The sequence below is a fragment of the Celerinatantimonas yamalensis genome (genome assembly GCF_046054155.1).
In the GTDB taxonomy this organism is placed as follows: domain Bacteria; phylum Pseudomonadota; class Gammaproteobacteria; order Enterobacterales; family Celerinatantimonadaceae; genus Celerinatantimonas; species Celerinatantimonas yamalensis.
This window is the reverse complement of record NZ_JBEQCT010000006.1, coordinates 86,650-109,846: the sequence shown is the minus strand read 5'-3', so window position 1 is coordinate 109,846 and position 23,197 is coordinate 86,650. Positions and strand designations below refer to the sequence as shown.

Sequence of the window (23,197 nt, the reverse complement as noted above, 5' to 3'; positions counted from 1 at the left end):
TATTTATATAGGTGCTTTTTATCATGAAAATTCATTATCTAGAACCAAACTTTGCCGTCAGCCCACAGATTGAGCATACTGATTTGCACGATATTGCCCAATTGGGGTTTAAAACTATTATTTGTAATCGTCCCGATGGCGAACATCACGAACAACCAAGCCAACAGCAACTTGCACAGTTGGCAGAAGAGCTCGGGCTAACATTTATCTATCTCCCCTTACAAAACGGTCAAATACAACAAGCCGATGGTAGACAGCTCGCAGCAACGATTGCCGAAACCGAATTACCTATTCTAGCCTTTTGTCGCAGTGGTACTCGCTCGGCGATTGCTTGGGCACTGGCTAATACAGCGCATCGCAGCGCAGAAGAGATCCGCGCCTGCGTTGAAGCGCAGGGCTATTCTTTGAATAGCTGTTATATTGAGCAAGCGCATACCCTCGATTAGCGGCATTAATGATGCTCAGGTGAGATGCAAAACGCTCTTTGCAATAATCTGAGTCATCTATCAACAGCGCCAACTTGCGATGATGGTTATTATGACTAAGCCCATTGGGCGATCGCCGCCAAACTTACATTATTGTCAAATGCCCTTTAGCTTGCTGAAAGCATGCTTAACTAGCACTAGGCCATGGTGTAAACGAGCCTTATTCTTCACGATGAGGTCAATACCGCCTCACAAAATGTGGGGTCACTTATCATCGGCGGGTTCAGCACACCTAAAAAAGAACCAGCATCTTAAACCTCTCACCACCGCCTATACGCCCTCACGCTAAGGAGAGAGGATCTAGCTGAAAATTGATTGAAATGCGACCAATCTCTCGGCCGAAATCCCATCTTCCTCGTATGCTGATAGAGCCATACAGGCTGATCCGCGTAGCCATGTACAGGCCAAAGCAACTCTAACAATCCTCTCATCAAGGAGTAGGTTATGAAAGCTGTCATTTATCACGGTCCGGGTCAAATTGGCTACGAAGAAGTCGATAAGCCACAGCGCCAATTTCCCACCGATGCCATCGTCAAAGTCACTAAAACCACCATCTGTGGCACCGATCTACACATCATCAAAGGCGATGTTCCCGAAGTAACCAATGGACGCATTTTAGGTCATGAAGGCATTGGGATCATTGAATCGGTCGGTGATTCGGTAAGCCATTTTAAACCAGGTGACAAAGTCATTATTTCGTGTATTACCTCCTGCGGCAGTTGTCGCTACTGTAAACGTGCACTACCCGCTCACTGTGAAGATGGCGGCTGGATCTTAGGCCATCTCATTGATGGCACTCAAGCTGAATATGTGCGTATTCCGCACGCCGATAATAGCCTCTATTTAATCCCTGATGGGGTCGATGATGAATCGGCATTGATGCTCAGTGATATCCTGCCCACGGGCTTTGAAATTGGAGTGCTCAACGGTCAAGTGAAACCGGGCGACTCGGTCGCCTTTGTCGGAGCAGGCCCCGTAGGGATGGCGGCGATGATGACCAGTCAATTCTACTCACCTGCACAAATTATCATGATTGATGTCGATGATAACCGTCTAGAGGTTGCCAAACGATTTGGCGCTAGTCATACCATTAACCCACTACGCGAGGATGTTAATCAGGTGATCGGACAACTCACCCATGGTGATGGTGTTGATGTAGCGGTAGAGTGCGTGGGTGTATCCAAAACCTTTGATATTTGCCAACAGATTGTCAGCAAAGGTGGCCATCTGGCCAACGTCGGGGTCCATGGACAATCGGTCGATCTGCAGTTGCAAGATTTGTGGATCAAAAATGTCACGATCACCACCGGTTTAGTCAATGCTATCAGTACCCCAATGCTACTTAAATCTCTTGCGACCCAACGGGTTGAAGCCAGTAAACTGGTCACACACACCTTCACCTTTGATGAATTTTTGACCGCCTATAAAGTCTTTACGAACGCAGCTCAAGAAAAAGCGATGAAAGTAGTGATTGAAGCGAAGTAAGATCTTTTTGTTTATCTTGCGCTTTGCTAGCGGCGACCCACAAAGTCGCCGCGTTACGCATATTCACGTGCATTGCTCGGTAAAAAAAGCGCAAGCGTCTCTGCAACCAATCCAATTTAAATTTAGCCATTCGGCCAATCATCAAGGCTCACTGGCTTAAGCATTCGACACAAATTCTCAAGACGTGGAGAGCGGCTGCCCGCACGCACTGCTAACCAGATAGAGGCGAATAGCGGCACTTGCGCATCCAATGGGCGGTAGACAACACCAATAGCCTCTAAGCGTTTCAGCGACTGTGGCACAATCGAGACGCCAAGACCTGCGGCCACTAAACTCATCATGGTGGTCAAACGCGGCGCCTCTTGAACAATCTCGGGGCTAAATCCAGCCTGATAGCAAGCCGCTAGAATACTGTCATATAATCCTGGCCCCGATGGACGCCGATACAAGACAAAAGGCTCTTGGGCTAATTCACCAAGCGCCATAGGCGTATTCAGGTGGGCTAAATGATGGCGTGCGGGCAGAGCCACCAACATCGATTCTTGGCTCACTGGAAACAAGGTAAGCCGCTCACTATTACTAGGGGAAACGCTGCGAATAAAAGCCGCGTCAAGCTGCTCAGTTAACAAGCTACTAACTAACTCGCCACTACCGGCTTCTTCAAGTCGCATCTGTACGTTCGCAAACTGTTCTCGATAGTGATTTAACAGCGCCATCACAGGCACAGCCAATGCAGCTGAACTGGTAAACCCCACCGCCAACTCACCACTAAGTCCCGAGGCCGCGTGTTGCACGGTGCTGGGGAGTTTCGCCACCTTACTTAAAATAATCTGTGCTTGTTCATATAAAGCAAGGCCTGCGGCGGTCGCCTCAACGCCGCGCGGTAAACGCGTCAATAAAGGGGTATCAAAAACCTTCTCTAAGCTTTGCAACAGCCGTGACAAGGAGGGTTGCTGCATAAACAATTGCTCAGCGGCGCGGCTCATATTCCCCGCATCGACCACCGTCACAAAAGCGTGTAGGTGGCGTAGTTTAAGTTGATTCATAACATTTTTGTTATAGATATGGCCATTAGAATGCATTAGACAATATAGCAGCTTTTGCGCCATGGTGTGACAACTACCATTTGAGGAAACGAGTACAATGGGCACACACACTTTAGAGCAAACGAGCACATCCAAGGCACAACCCAATCCCCCCAACTGCCGAGCTTTATTTATCGGCTTTATGATGCTGGGAATGATAGGTTTCGGCGGGGTATTACCGCTGGCCCATCGCATGCTCGTTGAACGACGAAGGTGGTTAACTGACACCCAGTTCACCGAACTATTAGGCCTTTGCCAGTTCTTACCCGGTGGCAATATCATCAATTTAGCCGTCGCTGTCGGCGCGCAATTTCGTGGTATCCGCGGCGCGATTGGGGCGTTATTAGGGCTATTACTGGTACCAACTATCGTCGTTATCGCATTAAGCTATATCTATATGCATTATCAAGGCAACACCGCTATCCAGCATCTTTTTCTCGGCTTGATGGCAGCCGCGACGGGGCTATTGATCACCACCGCTTTAAAAATGTTCAAGCCTTTTATCGGCAATACCCGAGCTCTCGTAAGTATCGTCTTAACTATTCTGTTCATGGTCTTCGTCCACCTGCCACTATTCGCGACGCTGGTCAGCTTAGTAAGCTTTAATGTATGGATGCAACGAGGTGACTATCGATGATACTCATGATTAGCTTAGCGTTAGTGTTTGCACAGCTCTCATTAATGGCATTTGGCGGCGGCAATACCATTTTACCAGAGATGCAACATCAAGTGGTGCAGGTACATCACTGGCTAACTGCCCAGCAGTTTTCTACTCTGTTTGCAATGGCGCAAGCGGCTCCGGGCCCGAATATGATGATAGTCCCTTTGATTGGTTGGCAAGTAGCTGGAATCAAAGGCTTAATGGTTACATCTGCGGCCAAATTTATCCCATCCTCATGCCTGACCTTACTGACGCAACATTTCTGGCAGCGCTTTCAATATGCCCCTTGGCGGACGCGCCTGCAACAGGCTCTAAAGCCAGTAACCGTGGGATTGGTGTTCGCAAGTGCCATTTTGATTGCAAAACCCAACGCCAGTCACTGGCAACTGATTATCATTATGATGCTGGTGACAAAGCTAAGCTATCGCTATCAAATGCATCCCCTGTGGCTACTCGCAGGTGGTTCGATGGCTGGGGTATTGTGCTTGTCATAACGAGAGTGATGCGCGATCGTTACGGGTGCGAGCAAAGTGACACTTGGCTCAAATGGATTGATGCGCAATTTGCGAGAGGATGCGCAGCTTGATTAGGTAAACATCGCTAACATCCGTATAACAGTGGTATCTTAGCTGTTCTTTATCCTATTTTAAGCACTAATCCATTCAATCTTGCCACCTAAACGAGGGAGTTTCATTGCAACATGAGCAAATCAATTCACTACACCCTTGGCCAAATCAGTGATTACGAATTAAAACAGCTGAGAGTGTTTAAAACGGTGGTTGAATGTGGCGGTTTTTCAGCATCTGAAACCCAGCTTAATATCGGTCGCTCCACGATTAGTTTGCATATATCCAACTTAGAATCACGGCTCAATTTAACCTTGTGTCGACGGGGCCGTAGCGGTTTTGCACTGACTGATGAAGGCACTATCATCTATCAAATGACGCAAAAACTGCTCGATTCATTGGAAGATTTTCGCAACACTGTTAACAACTTAAATAGCAGCCTAACAGGCCGTCTGCGACTATTACTCTCTGATGGAATTAGTCTTGATCCCCGCTGCCAATTTAGTGAAATGATCGACAACTATTGCAGCCAAGCACCCGAGGTCAAATTAATCACCGATATGGCCCCAATGGCTGAAATTGAGCGAAAAATTCTCAATGACGAAGCGGATATTGGCCTTATTCCCTATCACCGCGAGCTTGAAGGGCTAAGCTATCTACAGCTTTATCATGATCGCTGTTATCTCTATTGCGCCCCCAAACACCCACTCGCACAGCGCCCAATGGAAACCATTACTGATGAGGATATTCAGCAAGCAGCAGCAGCTCACGCCGGATTAAAACCCCATCAACAGGTCAATGAGCAACTGCTTGATCTGAACTTGGCCGCTACCGCCTATTTTTATGATATTCGCTTAAGTTTGATCTTATCCGGCCACTATATTGGATTTTTGCCAGAGCGCTACGCCCAGCATTTGGTACAAAGCGGTCAATTGGTAGTGATCAAACCAGAGAAGCGTTTTTATAATCTGGGCGTGGCAGCGATAAGCCGCAAAACTACCCAGCCACATAAACCCCGCGAACTGTTTTGGCAGTTACTCCAACAACAGGGACTTTGCTCACAAACAGCTCAGTCAACAGGGCGCTTAACGCACCCTGCATAAAAAGACTAGGCATGAGCTTCAATAGTCGTTTCATCAAGCTCTGGTGGACTATTTTGAAATCCGCGGGTAATAAAGGCCAGATAGCCCACACCAATCAGCGCCCAAACAACCCCCAATTCAATGGCATGACTATCTAAGCTGGTCAACAGCCAAAAGTCACATATTGCACCACTAGCTGGGAATAATAAATAGTAGACCACACTGGCAAATCCGCGGCGTTTACCATGGATAAAGTAGTGAAAAATCACCGACACATTCACCAAGGTAAAGGCAATAAAGGCACCGAAGTTGATAAAGGAGGTCGAAGTTGAAACATTCATGGTTAACGCCAACAAGCCGATGACGGCCACCAGCAGAATATTGGCTACTGGCGTTTGATATTTCGGATGCAATTGCCCGAAAATCGACTCTGGCAACACCCCATCGCGACCCATCGCATAGAGCAAGCGTGAGGCGCTCGCCTGAGCAGAAATGCCTGAGCAAAACTGGGCAACAATCAGCCCGGCCAAGAAAATTGCGCTAAATAGTGCGCCGCCAATCTGTTTTGCAATTGCAAAGGCGGCTGAATCAACATCCTTAAAATGCAGATCAGGATGTACCAAGGTGGTGACATAAGAGGCCAGAATAAAAATTCCACCCCCAATACAGGTGACTAAAATAATCGCCCGCGGAATAGTTTTGGTCGGATTTTGGCTCTCTTCGGTCATGGTTGTGATCGCGTCAAAGCCCAAAAAAGAGTAACAGCCAATCGCCGCTCCTGACAAGATAGCTGAACCAGCATGCCCATAGTGATTCATCAGTGGCTGCAGCGAAAAGAGCGTGCCTAATCCTTGCCCCTGCTGCACCCCGCGCACCGCCAAAATAATAAATAAGGCGACCACTAGCAATTGAAAACCCATCAACAACATGTTGACGTTCATGCTGTATTTGATCCCCAAAATATTTAAGAAAGTTGTCACCACGATAAAGGCTAACACCCATGCCCAACTAGGAATCGCAGGGAAAGCGGCATTCAAATACGCGCTACCAATAAGCCAGATAGCCATGGGGATAAAGAGATAATCAAGCAGTGTGCCCCAACCAACCATAAAACCCAGATGGCCATTGAGTGCTTTGCGGGTGTAGGTATAAGCAGAGCCAGAAACAGGGAAAGCTTTGACCATCTGTCCATAGCTAAGTGCCGTAAACAACATGGCGATCAGCGCAACAATATAGGCGCTGGTACTCATGCCCTCAGTGGTTTGCGCCACCAATCCATAAATGCCAAAAACGATCATTGGGGCCATGTAGGCCAGACCAAATAGCACCAGATGAGGAAGCGTCAATACGCGTCTTAAAGCGGTTGAATTTTCCATAACGAATATCCCAATTTTGGTTGTTGATGTTGTGTGATTTGTTATTCATGTTTTATATCTATTTTTTATAATGGATTGTTATTATTAGTTTTTTTATAATTTCATGGTTTATTAGTGAGGATGCCATATAGATGCGCTTGCTCTCAAAACGCATCTACATGGAAGTATTCAGACAACGGCCATCCCCAAGCCATCAGCTGAGCCATAGTTAAACGAGTGAGGCCATCACTTCAGTGAGAATATCCATCGCTTCGTCTAAAATTGCTGGTTGTGCGGTGAGTGCTGGCAACAAGCGGATCACATTGCCTCGCGTACCACAAGACAACAAAATCAACCCTTTTTTCGCTGATTCAGCCACAATCGCTTTGGTCAGTTCAGGGTTAGGTTGCTGCGCATCGCCGGCATGAACGAGTTCAAAGGCAATCATCGCCCCTAAATGGCGCACATCACCAATCAGCGCTGGATAACATTGCTGCAAATTGTTTAAACGACCCGTAAGTTGTTCACCGATGCTAAGTGCTTTAGCGCATAACTGCTCTTCAACGATGATATCAATCACCGCTAATGCCGCGGCGCAGGCAATCGGTGAACCGCCATACGTTCCCCCTAATCCGCCTGGTTGAGGTGAGTCCATAATTTCGGCTTTACCAACCACTCCAGAGATAGGAAATCCGCCGCCCAAGCCTTTGGCGATAGTCATCAAATCAGGTTCAACCTCTGCATATTCACAGGCAAACAATTTACCGGTGCGAGCAAAACCTGATTGAATTTCATCGATGATCAATACAATGCCGTGCTGATCGCACAACTGACGCAGCGCTTTTAAAAAACTCACTGGCGCGCGATAAAAACCACCTTCACCTTGCACAGGCTCAACCACGATGGCGGCAACACGCTCTGGTTCGATATCTACTTTAAAGCGCATTTCAATGGCGTCGAGCGCTTGGCGCTCGCTAATGCCCACATAAGCATTCGGATAAGGAACGTGATAAACTTCTGCAGGAAATGGCCCGAAACCTTTTTTATAAGGGTTCACTTTGCCAGTAAGCGCCATCGCCATCGAGGTGCGCCCATGAAAACCACCATCAAAGGCAATCACTCCACTGCGTTTGGTATAGTGGCGGGCAATTTTGATCGCATTTTCAATTGCCTCAGAGCCCGAGGAAAACAACGCAGTTTTTTTGGTGCTATGACCAGGCGCCAGTTGGTTAAGCTTTTCGGCTAATTCCACCGCTGCAGCATAAGGGGTCACGGTCATACAGGTATGGGTCACATGTTCCAATTGTTCTTTGACCGCAGCGAGCACTTTAGGATGACGATGCCCGGTATTAAGCACCGCAATTCCTGCGCCTAAATCAATATAACGATTCCCTTCAGTATCCCAATATTGCGCGTTTTCAGCCCGATCAATAAAAATATCGAACGCATTGCTTTGTCCTGCGGCAAACGCCTGCTGCCGACGTTGTGCCAGTTCCTGATTTGTCATTAATCGATACTCCAAATTATCGAGCGTTAACCAACGCCCATACATAAATATTTAATTTCACTGTATTCATCGATCCCGTGGCGAGAGCCTTCACGCCCAACCCCAGATTCTTTGACCCCACCAAACGGCGCAACTTCATTCGAAATGAGCCCTTCATTAATGCCGACCATGCCATATTCAAGTGCTTCGCTAACCCGCCAGATCCGACTCATATCGCGGGCATAAAAATAGGCGGCCAAACCAAATGGCGTTTTATTGGCTAGCTCCACCGCTTGTTGTTCCGAGTCAAAGCGAATCAATGGTGCCACTGGACCAAAAATCTCGTGATGAAAGATATCCATATCGGCATTTACTTCGGTTAATACCGTCGGTTGATAAAACAAACTGTTCCCTTGCGTCTGCCCGCCAAGGCGCACTTGCGCGCCCGCGCTTATGGCTTGGGCAACCAATTGCTCAACTTTGTTGACTGCAGCTTGATTAATCAGTGGCCCCATGGTCACTCCAGGCTCAAGCCCATTACCAAGTTTGAATGATTGCACCGCTTGGACTAGTTTTTCGCAAAATTCGTCATACACATCTGATTGCACTAAAATTCGGTTGGCACACACACAGGTTTGACCACTATTGCGATATTTACTCGCCAACACCCCTTCAACCGCTTTATCTAGATCAGCATCATCAAAAACGATAAATGGCGCATTACCACCGAGCTCCATCGAGGTTCGCTTGACGGTATCAGCGCACTGGCGCATCAACAATTTGCCAACGGGGGTTGAGCCAGTAAAACTGAGTTTGCGAACAATCGAACTGCTCGTCAGTGCCCCGCCAATCGCCTTAGCATCCGTACCAACCACCACATTGAGCACCCCAGCTGGAATGCCCGCACGGTTTGCCAGCTGGGCTAAAGCCAGGGCACACAGTGGCGTCTGCTCAGACGGCTTAATCACCATGGTGCAACCCGCCGCTAACGCAGGGGCAGCTTTGCGAGTAATCATCGCAATCGGGAAGTTCCATGGCGTAATAGCCGCGACCACCCCAATTGGTTGCCGAATGGTGAACAATCTCTGCTTGGCATTAGTCGCGGGGATCACCTCCCCATATTGACGTTTGCCCTCTTCGGCAAACCATTCCACAAAGGAGGCGCCATACGCGACTTCGCCTTTGGCCTCTGCCAAAGATTTGCCCTGTTCTAAGGTCATCAGGGTGGCTAAATCCTGCTGATTCGCCATAATCAGCTCAAACCATTGACGCAGATAGAGGGACCGTGCCTTGGCGGTCAGTGCTTGCCACCCATCAAGAGCACTCTGCGCCGCACGAATAGCTCGTTCGGTTTCCATCTGAGCACAATCAGCAACATCAATCAGCGCGGCACCCGTCGCCGGATTAAAAACTGTAAACTGCTGACCGTCGGCCGCGTCGCACCACTGGCCGTCGATAAATGATTGATGGCAAAGTAACGCTGGATCAGATAACTGCATGCAAATCTCCTAGACGGTGAATGACAACATCTCCTTGAACCATGGGAAGCCCTTTTGGCGTCTCTGCATGATCAATGTGAAACGAATAAAAGATGTTGTGTTAATTAGATGTTAGAGGCGCAGATAGAGGTGAAAAATCACACACTATCAACGCATAGTTTGATGCCCACAGAACTTTATAACGCCTAGCCCGTGTCATCTTCATTGCATATAAAATAGTTATGAGTAAATATCTATTCATTGTATGATGCACGATGTAGCCGTAATGTGTCGTTATATCATGCGCACAGTCCTACAACTGATAACATATCAACTCACGTGCATCATGCAATCACCTCTTTCAATACGGTAGCCACCATGTTTCGCTCTCGCTTTTTTCGCTCGTTTCATAGCATGAATTATCGTCTCTGGGCAGTTGGTGCGCTGATCTCCAATATTGGCACATGGATGCAACGCACCGCCCAAGATTGGCTGGTACTGACCCAACTCACTCAACATAATGCGACGGCCGTTGGCATCGTGATGGCCTGCCAATTTGGGCCTCAACTACTATTTTTACCGTGGAGCGGCTTTGCCGCCGACTACTTTGACCGGCGTAAGTTACTGATGGTGACTCAATCTGTGATGGGGGTGTTATCGCTCATATTAGGCGTTTTGACGGTCACCGGGTGGGTCACGCTCTGGCAGGTCTATCTGCTGGCATTTTTATTCGGTTGCGCGGCGGCCTTCGATGCGCCAGTGCGCCAAACCTTTGTCGGCGACTTGGTCGGCGATTCCGACTTAGCCAACGCAGTTGCCCTGAACTCAACATCATTTAACAGTGCAAGGATGATTGGCCCAGCATTGACGGGCATCTTGATTGCAGCCATCGGCACTGGCTGGGCGTTTTTGCTTAATAGTGCATCATTTCTGGCCGTATTACTGTCGCTGTCACTGATGCGCCCTGAGCGCTTTTTTACCATGACCCGCGCCAAGCGCGCCAAAGGCAGTTTTAGTGCTGGATTTCGCTATGTCTATCAACGCCGCGATCTGTGTGCCATTTTATCAATGGCCTTTGTGATTGGGACCTTTGGTTTAAACTTTCCTATCTACATATCAACTATGGCTGTCACCGTTTTTCATAGCGATGCCCAAGGCTATGGCTTTCTTTCCTCGTGCATGGCAATTGGCACCGTATCTGGAGCAATTTTTTCCGCCAGCCAAGAGCGTCCACGAATGCGTACACTGATGATTGGCGCCGCTCTGTTTGGCGTGGGATGTACCTTTGGGGCGCTGGCACCAAGCTATCGTTGGTTTGCCGTGATTTTGGTTTTAATTGGGATGGCGGCATTGATCTTTAACAATACCAACAATAGTCTGATTCAACTATCGACTGAATCATCGGTTCGTGGACGCGTGATGGCCATACGAATGGCTATTTTAATGGGGGGAACCCCCATTGGCGCACCGATTGCTGGCTGGGTTATTGATCATGCTGGCCCACGTTGGGGCTTGATGATTGGTGCAGCATCGGGGTTTATCGCCACACTTATTGCGCTTCGCTATGTGGTGACGACTCGACGCCTAGCTGCACAATCAGCTGCGGAGCAATCTCTCTGATAGCAAGACTGTAGCGATTTGGCGCTATCCATTATCACCACGAAAGATCGGCTCTCGTTTCATCTGCCAAATCAAGGTTTGCCGAGCATAAGCAATCCGCGGCTGACGTAATGCACTGGGTAACCAAATCAGAAAATAAAGTACTTGAGTGTTAGCGACGGGGGCTGGGAGCGCCACTAGCTTGCCTGTCGCTATCGACTCCAAACATAAGTATTCAGGCATTATTGACCAGCCAAATCCTTGACAGAGTAACGAGCGCTGGGCACGTAAATCTTGACCCACTGCGGCGGGCATTAAATGATCAATGTTGATACGATTATACGTCAGCCAATCTTCAATCAGTGACAATTCCAAGTTATAGGCCAACAGCGGCTCGCTCAATAGCGCGGCGGCGAAATCATCGGCAGCCAGTAGTCTGTTTGCGACCGTGGGCGAGGCAACCGCAAGGACACTATCACGAAACACCACCTCGCTTTTTAAGCGCGGATCACTCACCGGATGCACCGAAAAGCCAAGGTCACACTGTTCTTCTAATAACAGTTGTGTCACAAGAGGGCCATCGCCAATATGCATCCTGACTCGAATGCCAGCTTCTAACAATGGCAATAGTTCAGGCGTTACCCTTTCAGCCATAAAATCGGCATGACCAATCAAATGCAAAGCCCCAGACATATCTAATGAACGAGCTTTTGCTGCAGATAAGGCCACTTCAGCTAAATCTAACTTATCGCCGATATCAGTGGCTAACTCGTCAGCGGCTAAGGTTGGATATACGCCGTGACTTTGCCGGGTAAACAGCGGTCGGCCAATCGCAACTTCCAACCCTGCAATATGTTGTGACACGGCCGGTTGAGTTAAATTTAAAGAACGGGCAGCACCGATAAATGAGCGTTGCCGGTAGACTTCGACAAAAGTCCTTAATCGAATGAGGGACATTAGTGACCTATAAAATTATTTATACCCCTAGCAAAATAACCTTGTTGGTCAAGCAATGCCAGCTTCCCCTATACTTTGCTTAGTTACAACACAACAATACTATTTGTCGGTGACGAGAGGGGATTAACTCGATGTACACCCAATCAAACAATGAATTACAAACTATTTTAAACACCATGAAAAAGGCGCACCTTGACACCGGACCGGCCAGCGCAGAACTTCGTCGTGACCGCTTAGAGCGCTGCATTAAACTGCTTCGCGATAATCATTCAGCGTTAGTACAAGCAATCAACGCTGACTTTGGTCATCGCAGCAGCTACCAATCACTGGTTGCCGATCTATTCGCGACCATTCAATTGCTGAAACACGCTGCCGAGAATGTGGCGATATGGATGCAACCGGAACATGTTGCCGATCCAGTCCCAGGTATGAAAGCTTGGATTGAACAGCAACCATTAGGTGTGATCGGGATCATCAGCCCTTGGAACTTTCCGATTAACTTGGCCTTCGGCCCACTAGCTGGGGTGTTTGCTGCGGGTAATACGGCGATGTTAAAACCTTCTGAACTCACCCCCTGCACCAGCGAATTGTTGGCCGAATTAGTAGCGCGCTATTTTCATCCTCACGAATTGACAGTTGTGTTAGGGGATGCCCTTGTCGGACAGGCGTTCAGTGCCCTGGCCTTTGATCATTTGGTCTTTACCGGTAGCACGGCTGTTGGTAAGAAGGTGATGCGCGCCGCTGCTGAAAATTTAGTTCCAGTCACGCTCGAACTGGGTGGAAAATCACCCGTGATGGTCGACATGGATGCCGACATTGCGCAAGCAGCTGAGCGAACTTTGACAATCAAAACCTTTAACGCCGGTCAAATCTGCTTATCACCCGATTATATGTTGCTCCCAGAAGATAAAACCCAAGGATTTATCGATGCCGCCAAAACTTTCGTCGCTGAACACTTTCCGACGATAATAGGTAATCCGGACTACACTGCCATTATCAATACCCACCACTATGAGCGGTTAGTGGGTTTGCTTGAAGAAGCGAAGCAACATGGGGCGACCGTCATCAGCCTCGCCCCTGACGGTGAAGCTGATTATGATGCAATAACGCGCAAAATAGCCCCGCATCTTATTTTGCATGTCAGCGACGACATGGGCGTGATGCAAGAGGAATTATTCGGCCCGTTACTGCCGATCAAAACATATCAAGATAGTGCACAAGCGATTGCCTATATTAATAGTCATCCTCGGCCACTTGCCGCTTATTATTTTGGCGTCGATAAAACGAACCAAGCTGCATTTATGGCGCAAACAACATCTGGTGCACTGGTGATTAATGATGTTATGACCCATGTCATGATTGATAGCCTTCCATTTGGTGGCGTTGGAGCCTCAGGTATCGGAGCTTATCACGGAGTACATGGCTTCCGTCGTTTTACCCACGCTAAAGCAGTCGTCGTTCAAAGCAAAGATGGCGCATCCAACTTAAAACTGCGTGCACCCTATCAAGAAAAGCTAGCTGATCTTGAAGCATTTTTACAAGGTTAATCTTTAATTTAAAATTGCCGTCAGGCGATGATCAGGAGTCAACAATGAACGTATTAATGGTACTTACCTCACACAGCGATCTTGGGAACACCGGCGAAAAAACCGGATTTTGGCTAGAAGAGTTTGCTGCCCCTTATTATGCATTTAAAGATGCAGGTGCTGAGGTCGTATTAGCCTCCCCAGCAGGGGGTCAGCCGCCACTCGATCCGAAAAGCGATTTGCCCGATTTTCAAACTGAACTGACGCATCGTTTTAAAGCTGACCCAAGCGCGCAACAAGCACTGGCTCATACCGTCAAACTTGAAACCATCAGCCAAGATGATTTTGACACAGTCTTTTATCCGGGCGGCCATGGACCTTTGTGGGATTTGGCAGAGTCTAAGCAGTCCATCCAACTTATTGAAGCGTTTGAGCGCGCCGGTAAACCGATTGCCTTTGTCTGCCATGCGCCGGGCGTACTGCGCCATGTGAAAACTATCGATGGTCAACCACTGGTTAAAGGCCGTCAGGTAACCGGCTTTACCAATGGTGAAGAAGCGGGTGTGCAGCTCACCGATGTGGTGCCATTTTTGGTTGAAGATGAGTTCATCGCATTAGGCGCTCACTATCAAAAAGGACCTGACTGGGCATCGTTTGTCGTTGAAGATGGCAAACTCATCACCGGTCAAAACCCAGCCAGCTCAGAGGCTGTTGCTAACGCATTGCTCGCGCAGCTTGCTTAACTCTTCAGCCAAGAGCCGCTTCTTCAGCGGCTCTTTTTTACGCAGTGAACACCTCATCGTTTGATCGTCAAAGCGACTTGCAACGCGATCCAGCAACTAGCGCAATACGGCCAGATCATCAGAATGTCACTTTAACAATATGGCTAGCTTGGCCATCGATTCCAAAGTCATTATCGGTACTCAGATACCAGAGCTTAGGATTGACATAAGCCATTCCTTCGATTTTTGACGGTGCATTAACCACCTCATCGGTGCTAAATACCAGCGTTTTACGCAGCATCGGCACGCCCATTTGTTGCTCTAAACTTGGATGTGTGGCAGCGTTATCCCACTTCGATGTAATCGATTTAGTTGTGCTCAAGTCAACTTGATAAAACTTCGTCGTTTGGCTGATCCGCTCCAAAATAATCAGCTTATCTTGACCAATGGCGGTCATTTCACTGATTTTTACATCACTTTGTTTACGCGGCTTTTTGTGATTGTCTTTGGCAAAGGTGCTGGGTTTATCCAGCTGATACACATATTCACCAAGGATATCGCCTGAGGTACGTTTGAGCTTAAATAGCCGGACATTACGCGATTTTTTATAAGCATCTTTATTGGGGTTATCCAGTGGGCTTTGCAGCGAAAAATACAAAAATTGCTCATCGGGCGACAAACCGACTGATTCAATGCCGCGATTGAGATGGCGTTTTGCTAAGATCGCCGGCAATTTCTCACGCAACGGATAATCAGCCCCAGCAAACCGCGCCTTGCTGCCCTTAGGGATCCAACGCGCTAAAATAGTGCCATCACGGGCAAGGTGCAAAATGCTCGGCCCATACTCATCACCCACATAGAAATCACCACTTTGGGTGCGCACCAACGCTTCGGAGTCAACCCCATTCGGATCATCGCGCAACTTTTTACCATTCAGATCAAAAGCTGCTTCAGTTTTAGGCGTTGAAATACCCGTAACAGGGATCTGCTGAGCCGTTTTTATTTGGATACGCGCTAAGACCTCAACCCCTGACGCGGTGATCTTGAGCTTATAAATTGAGGGAGCAAAATAGGGATTCGGGAATATTTTTCCATTGGGGCACACGGGACGGCCAATCAATGCCTTCGCCTCTTCACATGGAATATTAGGCCCCCGATCACTGATGGTGTAAATGACATCATCGGGATCGCCACTGCGATGATAGGCACCACTACCAATACCCACCGACAGATTCAATGGATGTGGAGTATTCATCATATCCATTGGCAAGGTTATTGACATCGAACGAAGAGCCAAATTGGCATGCGCCTGTATGGCGACAGCAAGCGTCGCCGTTAACACCATCACTCGATATTTTTTCATGTAACACCATCCCTGATTAATGACCATTGCTATGAGTATCAATAATACATTTGACAATAATGTGACGTTTTTTTGAACAGTCACAAATAAACAATCTCTAGAGGAGTGACAGCAACGCGAAGCTATCCGTTATTCTTTGCCTTCACTCAAACAGATAACCGCCGCTTTCGCATCACGTTGATAGACAACGGGTCGAGTCCCTCTGTAAAATCGGGCATGAGGGCAAATAATAAACATGTCGATATACGACAACACACTTAGACATCGCCCAGGCCATCATCTGTAGTATGAATTTTGCCGCCGTCGGTCTGAGTGAAATATGACAATTTTACACATTGGCGAGTGTTTAACGCTGCTCATTTAGAGATTAAGGCGAAGAGTCACAATGAAATTATTGCTGGTGGGATCGACGGGGTTAGTCGGCAGCCACGTGTTGCATCTGGCGCTAGCTGAACAACGCGTGCAAGAGGTGCTCGTGCTCACGCGCCGCGCGCTGAACATACAACATCCCAAACTACGCACTCAAATCGTCGATTTTGAGAATCTACCAGAAGATGCGCGCCTTTGGCACGCTGATGCAGTGATCTGCACCCTTGGTACCACGATGCGAATAGCGGGTTCAAAAGCGGCTTTCCGACGCGTAGACTACGCTTATCCACTGGCTGTCGCAAAACGGGCTCGTCAGCACCATACCCCAGCCTACGTTCTTAACTCAGCACTCGGGGCTAATCCTACTGCCCGCATCTTTTATAACCAAGTAAAAGGCGAACTAGAGCGTGACCTAACCCAATTGGGTTATCCATCACTCAGTCTAATTCGTCCCGGTTTAATCGGCGGTGCGCGCGAGCAAGTTCGCTTGGGTGAACAAACGCTATCCGTCGTCTTAAACATACTCTCGCCGCTACTCCCACGGCGCTGGCACATCAATCCTGCACCCCGCATTGCTCAGGCTCTGATTGAGGCCGCACTCGAACAACCACAGGGCACAAACATCGTCACCGCCGAACAGCTCATCTAACTGACCCGAGCTAAATTTTAAAGCCACTATAGTACGATTGCGCTTACTTATATTTTTTCACTCGATTCAAACTACTTATCTATCCGCCAGACAAACCGCCTTTATGAGTATTAAGTCCTACCTAAACTTATCCACCACTGACGGCTTCGACCAAAGCCATCTGGCAACACGTGCATTGAAGACTTCGCCTAACCGGCTCGATTGATCGCCAGACATACCTCCATGTTATTTCTACCCAAATGCGGTGTGATGACCGAGAAAGTAAAGTAGCTAACAAGTCATTGCCGAAAAATATTCAAATAAAGATCGCATTGACTCGTTCTTACCACTTGATATATGGAAAATAATATATATGATATTTCATATATAAGGAGTCAATATGCTATCCCCATTAACCTTTTTTAAGTGCCTAGCCGAAGACACACGTCTTAAATCGTTACTGCTGATCAGCCTAAAGCAGGAGCTGTGCGTTTGCCAGTTACAAGCCGCGCTTGAACTCAGCCAACCTAAAGTATCTCGCCATTTGGCGTCCCTTCGCCAATGCGATCTATTAATCGATGAGCGCCGTGGCAAATGGGTCTACTACCGGCTGCATCCAGCACTCCCTGATTGGGCATGCGACGTACTGTTTAACATCTCTAACCAGCACGGCGATTATCTGGCTGATTGTATCAAACGATTAGCCGCTACCTGTCAAAGCACTTGTGAGTCATAAGATGAGAATTCTATATATTTGCACCCATAACCGCTGTCGCAGCATCTTGTCTGAGGCGATTACCAACCACCGAGCGAACGCTAAGATCGAGGCGAAAAGCGCAGGCAGCCAGCCGGCCTATGAAGTTCATCCGCTGTCACTGAAATATCTCAGCGAGGCTGGCATCGCAACGAACAGTTTACAAAGCCAGTCGTGGGATGATTTTGCAACCTTTGCCCCCGATATCGTAATCACCGTCTGTGATAGTGCGGCCAGTGAAACCTGCCCCGTTTGGTTTGGCAACACGCTCAAAGTGCATTGGGGGTTAGCCGACCCTTCTAAGCTAAGTGGTTCAGAGAGAGAAGTTGCCGAGGCGTTTCGCCAAACCATCGCCATCATCGAAGATCGTGTCGATGCCTTACTCGCGCTGACCCAATTAGATAAAACCCAATGGCCGCAGGCACTCAGAAACCTTGGCGCACATTGATGAAACTAGCGGCCCGGTCCGAGCGCAAGTCGTGCAATATGCCGCTTCACTCTTCCACTCACTCAATCAACTCTCAGATAGGTGATTAAAAATGGGGTTATTTGAACGGTATTTGTCAGTTTGGGTCGCACTTTGCATTGGTACGGGCGTATGGCTAGGGCATCGGGTTCCAAATGCCTTTAGCCACATCGCAGCACTCGAATATGCCCATGTCAATTTGGCGATGGCCGTTTTGATCTGGCTGATGATCTATCCAATGATGATCCAAATTGATTTTTCCGCCTTAAAAAACGTGGGTAAAAGGCCCAAAGGGCTGCTCTTAACACTGGTCATCAACTGGCTCATTAAACCGTTTACAATGGCCCTGTTAGGTTGGCTGTTTTTTAAAGGGTTATTTGTAAACTGGGTCGACCCACAATCGGCCGAAGAATATATTGCAGGCATGATTTTGCTGGGGGTAGCGCCGTGCACGGCTATGGTATTTGTGTGGAGCCAACTGACTCGCGGCGATGCCAATTACACTCTCGTGCAAGTATCCATTAACGATCTCATCATGATCGTCGCATTTGCGCCGATTACCGCTTTTTTGCTCGGTATTAGTGATATTCAGGTGCCTTGGGAAACATTGCTGCTCTCGGTCATCCTGTATGTGGTATTACCGCTCGTCGCCGGTGTAATCACCCGTAAAAGGCTCAATCAAGCCAATGATTCACACCGTCTGCAAGGTTTTATCCGTACCTTGAAACCTTGGTCGATCATCGGTCTATTAGCCACAGTGGTCTTGCTTTTTGGTTTTCAGGCGCAAACCATTTTAGACACCCCGTTGGTGATAGGTCTTATTGCCATTCCGCTGCTGATTCAAACCTACGGCATTTTCGCCATCGCCTACTTTGCCGCCAAAAAGATGAAACTTCCCCATAACATCGCAGCGCCTGCCTGTATGATCAGCACCTCTAACTTTTTTGAGCTGGCGGTTGCTGTCGCTATCTCATTGTTTGGTCTGCACTCAGGCGCTGCACTAGCAACCGTAGTCGGCGTCTTGGTCGAAGTGCCCGTGATGTTATCATTGGTCTGGTTTGCTAATCGTACCCGTCACTGGTTTGATGAGTTGGAGGCATTCGATAATCAATCTCCTAAATGAACGAGGAACAATCTGTCGTCCGTGAAGTTAAAAATACAGGCCTGACAGATGTTCAACGAGCCCTTTAGTTATAAGGGCTCGAAGCAAGCTTGGCTTGGTTGACGACGAGACTCAGTCCCACCGACAACTCAGTTTAAATTGGGTTTAAAGCCAACTGCATAATCATCTGATTGATAGGATGAAACAGTGGTTTTTTTCGTGAATTGATTATTCCTCCAAACAGCAGGAAACACTTGATCACGAAAATCAATCGTCATTTTGACCATTCAAATTCATTGTCATGGGTCTTTAACCATAAAACGAGCGAGAAGCAAGCCATCAGTATCGATTAGGGACAGAAGAGTCAATATGTCCTGGTGATTGAATATCATAAATCCAGTGCATCCATTCCCAGGACGGCTGCATGAATAGTTCTTAAGCCTGTCTATCGAAACCGTACCTCAGATTAAATGATTTTCACTCAAAATTTGATTGTTTTAAAAATATAATTCATTCAAAAAATATTCATGAGGTAACCCTAAAAAATACGAGGGTCATGACTTGAATTTCTATTTTTTTAATTGCTTTAAATAAATCATGCTTTAGCTTAGCGTAATACCTAAAACATAAATACTCACGGATTTATAACGATAAATATCGAATGTATTTTCGTATTTAAAATGAGATGAAAGATCAAAAGTCGAAATCTGTTCCAACAGACTTTCCTTAATTCATTACCTTTTGACTTGCTCTTCGATATTGGATTGCAAAAAGCGATAGTCTGTTTTTTGAAATACTAACTTAATCTCTTTAACTCTCGTATCGCTTTCATCCGGTTCCACTTTTTAAGATTCATCTGCTTATAAACCCATAAACAACCGATATCAAACCCAAAGTAAAAGACACTGATACCACTAGGGGGGTTACTGCTTGTAATAAAAGAGATTCTTGAGAACCAAGTTTCAGGCCACATCCAGCAATTATAGTGAGTACCAAGAAGTTCTAAATATACCACCATAAAATACATGACAAGGAAAAACAGTGTATTGCCGCGCTTCTTCTTTAGAAAATACATGACAAACAAAGTACACACGAAACCAAACAAGTCATCATCTAGCACCAACCAAAGAGTAGCATAAAGAATCATCGCCCCGAACAAAACACGACTAATCAGAATTTTATTGCGTTGAACCACCCTTTCTTTGCAAAGATAAAACACAGCGGCATAGACCAAACTATGGCCTAGTGGCACGTAAATTGGCACATTGGCTAAGCGGTATTCATACATACCTAAAACCAGAGAAAAAAACATTTCTCCTAATAACGCCAAACCAACACCATAAACCATCAGTTTTTTTATCTTACTAGTCGCCTTTCTATATACCCAAGCAAAACACAAGAGTACGATAAAACTTGTCATCCACTGATTGTATTCCAACACCTGAGCCATCGACCGACTGTCAATAAATAGCCCAAGCCATAACACAATAAAAATAGGCAGATACACAGAAGGATATTGTAGTTTAGATATCATTAAAAACTCAAAATTAATAAAAAAATGGATTGGAAAACATTATAATAAAAAAATGGTCTATTGGGTCGCTGTATACCCTTCGATAACCGTAAACACTGTCAGATCAGCCAAAACTAATTAATCAGTCCGGGAAGATATTGATACCACTTCTCCGGCTTGCTGTCGGGTTGCTTAAGCCAAGCATAATAGCACTGCTAAAGACTTTACAATACATCGAACATCCCAAACAGATTGATTAGCTTTGATAAAGGAGGACCTCAGTCGACCGACTTGCGTAGTATAACGTTACTATTGAACAAGCCGCCCACATTTCCTCTTGCTCTGTTATTGCTGAACACGACAGGGCAATGACAGCTCAATCACTTCGTGCCGCTCGATTGTATTGATGAGCTGTGTGGCACACCTTCCTATAAATCGGTTCCGATCAGAGTGAACAAGCATGCGGATGGATGATGCCAGATAAATATAAAACCTGATGTGTCGTTCGCTATTCAACCGCAGCCCTGTCGATAACTTTTTTACATTAGATGGGGAATAATCAATTTTTTATGGTTTCGATTGTCCTTGGATTATCGACGATTTGATAGCCAATCATCATGTTAAAACAGAGTGCAGCGATGAATTTTTTGAATCAAGCGAAAGCTACACAGACCCAATCGCTATTGAGCAAAGTACCGGAGGTGACACTTTACTTCTGGATCGTAAAAGTTCTGACAACGGCTATGGGAGAGTCTACTTCGGACTACCTCGTTTATCATTTTAATCCTTATCTGGCGGTAATTCTTGGCGCTTTTGGATTTGCAGTGGCGCTGGTGATTCAGTTTCGTGCCCGCCGCTATGTGGCCTGGATCTACTGGCTGCTGGTGGTCACGGTGAGTATTTTCGGCACCATGGCGGCTGATGTCGTGCATATTGTGCTTGGGGTTCCCTACGTCGCCTCGGTCTGTTTTTTTGCGCTCTCTTTAGCCATTTTGTTTATCCTGTGGCAGCGCGTCGAAGGAACCTTGTCCATCCACAGCATCTACACGCCGCGCCGGGAGTTTTTCTATTGGGCCGTGGTTCTGGCTACATTTGCTTTGGGGACAGCAACCGGTGATTGGACAGCAATGAGTTTGCATTTAGGTTATCTTGGTTCTGGGCTATTGTTTACTGGGTTGTTTTTATTACCGGGGCTATTGTTCTGGGCCCGAGGGTTAAATGGTATTGCGGCATTCTGGAGTACCTATGTGATGACTCGTCCGTTTGGTGCGTCGTTCGCTGATTGGATGGGTAAACCGCACGCCGCGCACGATTTAGGCTATGGTTCTGGGGTTGTTAGTCTGGCCTTAACGGCGTTGATTATTATTTTCGTGGGATATCTGAGCATGAGTAAAAAAGATAGCCCTGCTGCAGGCAAGCTCAGCGACGATAACGAACCCGACTCAATCGATTAAAAAGCGCTTTGAACGTTAAATACGATCATAATATCAGCTGAAAAGGTGACGATGTCATTGATGATAAAACCGAACAACAAAACACAATCCATCTAGCAAATGATCTCTGCGGGTGTATGGTGCTTGGTAGAAAGAGCCTGCTGATGGATTTCTCCTCAGAGATAATCCATGCTTTATTGGCTTATCTGGTAACCGTTCTCGGCACGGTTGGTATTTTAGAAGGCGTTGCCGAGACAACTGAATGGCGGGGCGGTAAATATTAATGTTTTCCTTTGTGTCACCTGAATCGGTGCAGCATCTTATTCAAAACGGCGGTCTGTGGCTGCTGTTTGCGATGGTGATGCTAGAGAGTACCGGGTTGCCAATTCCCGGCGAGACGGCGTTAATTGCTGCTGCGCTTTATGCGGGGAGTGCACATGCCTTCTCTCTACAGTCGGTAATTCTCATTGCCGCTCTGGCCGCAATGACTGGCGATAACCTCGGTTATGTAATTGGCCGTACATTTGGCCATCGTCTGTTGGCTCGCTACGGCAAATATATCCGCCTGAGCAGCGAGCGGCTGCGGATTGGCGAATATCTCTTTTTTCGCCATGGTGGCAAGATCGTGTTCTTTGGCCGCTTTGTCGCCTTTTTGCGAACCTTTGCCGCCATTTTAGCAGGCGCTAACCGGATGCCTTGGCAGCACTTTTTGTTGATGAATGGTCTGGGGGCAACCCTCTGGGCTGCCTTATTTGGCTCTGGGGCCTATCTGTTTGGCAATCAAATTCATCGCATTACCGGCCCATTTAGTGTACTGCTGTTGATAGGTGCTGCCGTTGCCGTGATGATCGGTGGATGGTTCTTACACCGTCATGAACAAGAATTGCAGCGCCGCGCCGATGTTGCACTGACTGAGCGAGATAAACGCCTTGCGATGCGTCAATCAATTGATTAAAAAATTTTTCGCCCAATGTGAGGTTTGTCACTGACAATTTAGACCAGTAGTCTAAATTTAGACTGGTGGTCTAAACAGATTATGGCAAATTGTCTTTTCAGTTATTGAGAAGGGCCAAAGGGAAGCA

Annotated in this window: 21 protein-coding genes and 1 pseudogene; 14 read left to right on the top strand and 8 right to left on the bottom strand. The window is 47.2% G+C overall.

Annotation, left to right across the window (positions count from 1 at the left end; genetic code table 11):
- The first annotated feature begins 23 nt into the window (after positions 1-23).
- Complete coding sequence (locus tag ABUE30_RS13030) at positions 24-446, top strand: TIGR01244 family sulfur transferase (protein ID WP_408624231.1); 423 nt, start codon at positions 24-26, stop codon at positions 444-446.
- 483 nt (positions 447-929) lie between these two features.
- Positions 930-1,970, top strand: coding sequence for a zinc-dependent alcohol dehydrogenase family protein (locus ABUE30_RS13025; protein ID WP_408624230.1), 1,041 nt, complete (start codon positions 930-932; stop codon positions 1,968-1,970).
- Between the two features lie 122 nt (positions 1,971-2,092).
- On the opposite strand, the gene ABUE30_RS13020 is transcribed toward ABUE30_RS13025, so the two are convergent.
- Positions 2,093-3,016: a LysR family transcriptional regulator gene (locus ABUE30_RS13020; protein WP_408624229.1), complete on the bottom strand. Its 924-nt coding sequence runs from the start codon at positions 3,014-3,016 to the stop codon at positions 2,093-2,095.
- A gap of 97 nt (positions 3,017-3,113) precedes the next feature.
- Here ABUE30_RS13020 and ABUE30_RS13015 point away from each other — a divergent pair, with 97 nt between their 5' ends.
- The 3 genes from ABUE30_RS13015 (at position 3,114) to ABUE30_RS13005 (ending at position 5,385) form a co-directional block, all read left to right on the top strand.
- Complete coding sequence (locus ABUE30_RS13015; protein WP_408624228.1) at positions 3,114-3,692, top strand: chromate transporter; 579 nt, start codon at positions 3,114-3,116, stop codon at positions 3,690-3,692.
- On the top strand, positions 3,689-4,210 hold the full coding sequence (locus ABUE30_RS13010) for a chromate transporter (RefSeq protein ID WP_408624227.1): 522 nt from the start codon (positions 3,689-3,691) through the stop codon (positions 4,208-4,210). Before ABUE30_RS13015 ends, ABUE30_RS13010 begins: the two co-directional genes overlap by 4 nt.
- 206 nt (positions 4,211-4,416) lie before the next feature.
- Positions 4,417-5,385, top strand: a complete 969-nt coding sequence (locus ABUE30_RS13005) for a LysR family transcriptional regulator (RefSeq protein ID WP_408624226.1) — start codon at positions 4,417-4,419, stop codon at positions 5,383-5,385.
- Between the two features lie 5 nt (positions 5,386-5,390).
- Here the strand turns inward: ABUE30_RS13005 and ABUE30_RS13000 are convergent, their stop codons facing one another.
- From ABUE30_RS13000 to ABUE30_RS12990, 3 genes are all read right to left on the bottom strand, one after another.
- Positions 5,391-6,740: an APC family permease gene (locus ABUE30_RS13000; RefSeq protein WP_408624225.1), complete on the bottom strand. Its 1,350-nt coding sequence runs from the start codon at positions 6,738-6,740 to the stop codon at positions 5,391-5,393.
- 208 nt (positions 6,741-6,948) lie between these two features.
- Entirely contained in the window at positions 6,949-8,226 is a 1,278-nt protein-coding gene (gene gabT / locus ABUE30_RS12995) for a 4-aminobutyrate--2-oxoglutarate transaminase (protein WP_408624224.1), read from the bottom strand.
- A 26-nt stretch (positions 8,227-8,252) separates the two neighbouring features.
- Positions 8,253-9,704, bottom strand: coding sequence for an NAD-dependent succinate-semialdehyde dehydrogenase (locus tag ABUE30_RS12990; RefSeq protein WP_408624223.1), 1,452 nt, complete (start codon positions 9,702-9,704; stop codon positions 8,253-8,255).
- Positions 9,705-10,097: 393 nt separating this feature from the next.
- Between ABUE30_RS12990 and ABUE30_RS12985 the strand changes: the two genes are divergently transcribed.
- Entirely contained in the window at positions 10,098-11,303 is a 1,206-nt protein-coding gene (locus ABUE30_RS12985) for an MFS transporter (RefSeq protein ID WP_408624222.1), read from the top strand.
- 24 nt (positions 11,304-11,327) lie between these two features.
- Here ABUE30_RS12985 and ABUE30_RS12980 read toward each other — a convergent pair whose 3' ends face one another.
- On the bottom strand, positions 11,328-12,239 hold the full coding sequence (locus tag ABUE30_RS12980; protein ID WP_408624220.1) for a LysR family transcriptional regulator: 912 nt from the start codon (positions 12,237-12,239) through the stop codon (positions 11,328-11,330).
- 131 nt (positions 12,240-12,370) lie between these two features.
- On the opposite strand from ABUE30_RS12980, the gene ABUE30_RS12975 reads away from it, so the two are divergent.
- Both ABUE30_RS12975 and ABUE30_RS12970 read left to right on the top strand, forming a co-directional pair.
- Positions 12,371-13,786 (top strand): coniferyl aldehyde dehydrogenase, encoded by a 1,416-nt coding sequence (locus ABUE30_RS12975; protein ID WP_408624219.1) that lies wholly within the window; start codon positions 12,371-12,373, stop codon positions 13,784-13,786.
- A gap of 44 nt (positions 13,787-13,830) precedes the next feature.
- The gene (locus ABUE30_RS12970) at positions 13,831-14,508 is read left to right on the top strand and encodes a type 1 glutamine amidotransferase domain-containing protein (protein WP_408624218.1); all 678 of its coding nucleotides are present in this window, start codon (positions 13,831-13,833) and stop codon (positions 14,506-14,508) included.
- A 118-nt stretch (positions 14,509-14,626) separates the two neighbouring features.
- On the opposite strand, the gene ABUE30_RS12965 is transcribed toward ABUE30_RS12970, so the two are convergent.
- On the bottom strand, positions 14,627-15,850 hold the full coding sequence (locus ABUE30_RS12965) for an esterase-like activity of phytase family protein (RefSeq protein ID WP_408624217.1): 1,224 nt from the start codon (positions 15,848-15,850) through the stop codon (positions 14,627-14,629).
- A 385-nt stretch (positions 15,851-16,235) separates the two neighbouring features.
- On the opposite strand from ABUE30_RS12965, the gene ABUE30_RS12960 reads away from it, so the two are divergent.
- The 4 genes from ABUE30_RS12960 (at position 16,236) to arsB (ending at position 19,190) form a co-directional block, all read left to right on the top strand.
- Positions 16,236-16,868, top strand: coding sequence for an NAD-dependent epimerase/dehydratase family protein (locus ABUE30_RS12960; protein WP_408624216.1), 633 nt, complete (start codon positions 16,236-16,238; stop codon positions 16,866-16,868).
- A gap of 379 nt (positions 16,869-17,247) precedes the next feature.
- Positions 17,248-17,583 (top strand): metalloregulator ArsR/SmtB family transcription factor, encoded by a 336-nt coding sequence (locus ABUE30_RS12955; protein WP_408624215.1) that lies wholly within the window; start codon positions 17,248-17,250, stop codon positions 17,581-17,583.
- A 1-nt stretch (position 17,584) separates the two neighbouring features.
- Complete coding sequence (locus ABUE30_RS12950; RefSeq protein ID WP_408624214.1) at positions 17,585-18,049, top strand: arsenate reductase ArsC; 465 nt, start codon at positions 17,585-17,587, stop codon at positions 18,047-18,049.
- 91 nt (positions 18,050-18,140) lie between these two features.
- A complete protein-coding gene (arsB, locus tag ABUE30_RS12945; RefSeq protein ID WP_408624213.1) occupies positions 18,141-19,190 on the top strand; it encodes an ACR3 family arsenite efflux transporter in 1,050 nt (349 codons plus the stop codon).
- A 775-nt stretch (positions 19,191-19,965) separates the two neighbouring features.
- Here arsB and ABUE30_RS12940 read toward each other — a convergent pair.
- Complete coding sequence (locus tag ABUE30_RS12940) at positions 19,966-20,703, bottom strand: hypothetical protein (RefSeq protein WP_408624212.1); 738 nt, start codon at positions 20,701-20,703, stop codon at positions 19,966-19,968.
- A 116-nt stretch (positions 20,704-20,819) separates the two neighbouring features.
- Positions 20,820-20,967: pseudogene (locus tag ABUE30_RS18550) on the bottom strand (IS3 family transposase); the annotation flags it as partial.
- Positions 20,968-21,320: 353 nt separating this feature from the next.
- On the opposite strand from ABUE30_RS18550, the gene ABUE30_RS12935 reads away from it, so the two are divergent.
- Together ABUE30_RS12935 and ABUE30_RS12930 are read left to right on the top strand one after the other, a co-directional pair.
- Positions 21,321-22,136: a COG4705 family protein gene (locus ABUE30_RS12935; RefSeq protein WP_408624358.1), complete on the top strand. Its 816-nt coding sequence runs from the start codon at positions 21,321-21,323 to the stop codon at positions 22,134-22,136.
- Positions 22,137-22,398: 262 nt separating this feature from the next.
- Positions 22,399-23,070, top strand: coding sequence for a DedA family protein (locus ABUE30_RS12930; protein ID WP_408624210.1), 672 nt, complete (start codon positions 22,399-22,401; stop codon positions 23,068-23,070).
- Positions 23,071-23,197 lie beyond the last annotated feature (127 nt).

Bases quoted from the DNA above. Each gene is read 5' to 3' on its own strand.
- ABUE30_RS13000 (WP_408624225.1), bottom strand. From the start codon at position 6,740: ATGGAAAATTCAACCGCTTTAAGACGCGTATTGACGCTTCCTCATCTG.
- ABUE30_RS13010 (WP_408624227.1), top strand. From the start codon at position 3,689: ATGATACTCATGATTAGCTTAGCGTTAGTGTTTGCACAGCTCTCATTA.
- ABUE30_RS12975 (WP_408624219.1), top strand. From the start codon at position 12,371: ATGTACACCCAATCAAACAATGAATTACAAACTATTTTAAACACCATG.
- ABUE30_RS13030 (WP_408624231.1), top strand. From the start codon at position 24: ATGAAAATTCATTATCTAGAACCAAACTTTGCCGTCAGCCCACAGATT.
- ABUE30_RS12985 (WP_408624222.1), top strand. From the start codon at position 10,098: ATGAATTATCGTCTCTGGGCAGTTGGTGCGCTGATCTCCAATATTGGC.
- ABUE30_RS13005 (WP_408624226.1), top strand. From the start codon at position 4,417: ATGAGCAAATCAATTCACTACACCCTTGGCCAAATCAGTGATTACGAA.
- ABUE30_RS12960 (WP_408624216.1), top strand. From the start codon at position 16,236: ATGAAATTATTGCTGGTGGGATCGACGGGGTTAGTCGGCAGCCACGTG.
- ABUE30_RS12980 (WP_408624220.1), bottom strand. From the start codon at position 12,239: ATGTCCCTCATTCGATTAAGGACTTTTGTCGAAGTCTACCGGCAACGC.
- arsB (WP_408624213.1), top strand. From the start codon at position 18,141: ATGGGGTTATTTGAACGGTATTTGTCAGTTTGGGTCGCACTTTGCATT.
- gabT (WP_408624224.1), bottom strand. From the start codon at position 8,226: ATGACAAATCAGGAACTGGCACAACGTCGGCAGCAGGCGTTTGCCGCA.
- ABUE30_RS12935 (WP_408624358.1), top strand. From the start codon at position 21,321: ATGAATTTTTTGAATCAAGCGAAAGCTACACAGACCCAATCGCTATTG.
- ABUE30_RS12970 (WP_408624218.1), top strand. From the start codon at position 13,831: ATGAACGTATTAATGGTACTTACCTCACACAGCGATCTTGGGAACACC.
- ABUE30_RS13015 (WP_408624228.1), top strand. From the start codon at position 3,114: ATGGGCACACACACTTTAGAGCAAACGAGCACATCCAAGGCACAACCC.
- ABUE30_RS12955 (WP_408624215.1), top strand. From the start codon at position 17,248: ATGCTATCCCCATTAACCTTTTTTAAGTGCCTAGCCGAAGACACACGT.
- ABUE30_RS13020 (WP_408624229.1), bottom strand. From the start codon at position 3,016: ATGAATCAACTTAAACTACGCCACCTACACGCTTTTGTGACGGTGGTC.
- ABUE30_RS13025 (WP_408624230.1), top strand. From the start codon at position 930: ATGAAAGCTGTCATTTATCACGGTCCGGGTCAAATTGGCTACGAAGAA.
- ABUE30_RS12990 (WP_408624223.1), bottom strand. From the start codon at position 9,704: ATGCAGTTATCTGATCCAGCGTTACTTTGCCATCAATCATTTATCGAC.
- ABUE30_RS12950 (WP_408624214.1), top strand. From the start codon at position 17,585: ATGAGAATTCTATATATTTGCACCCATAACCGCTGTCGCAGCATCTTG.
- ABUE30_RS12965 (WP_408624217.1), bottom strand. From the start codon at position 15,850: ATGAAAAAATATCGAGTGATGGTGTTAACGGCGACGCTTGCTGTCGCC.
- ABUE30_RS12930 (WP_408624210.1), top strand. From the start codon at position 22,399: ATGTTTTCCTTTGTGTCACCTGAATCGGTGCAGCATCTTATTCAAAAC.
- ABUE30_RS12940 (WP_408624212.1), bottom strand. From the start codon at position 20,703: ATGATATCTAAACTACAATATCCTTCTGTGTATCTGCCTATTTTTATT.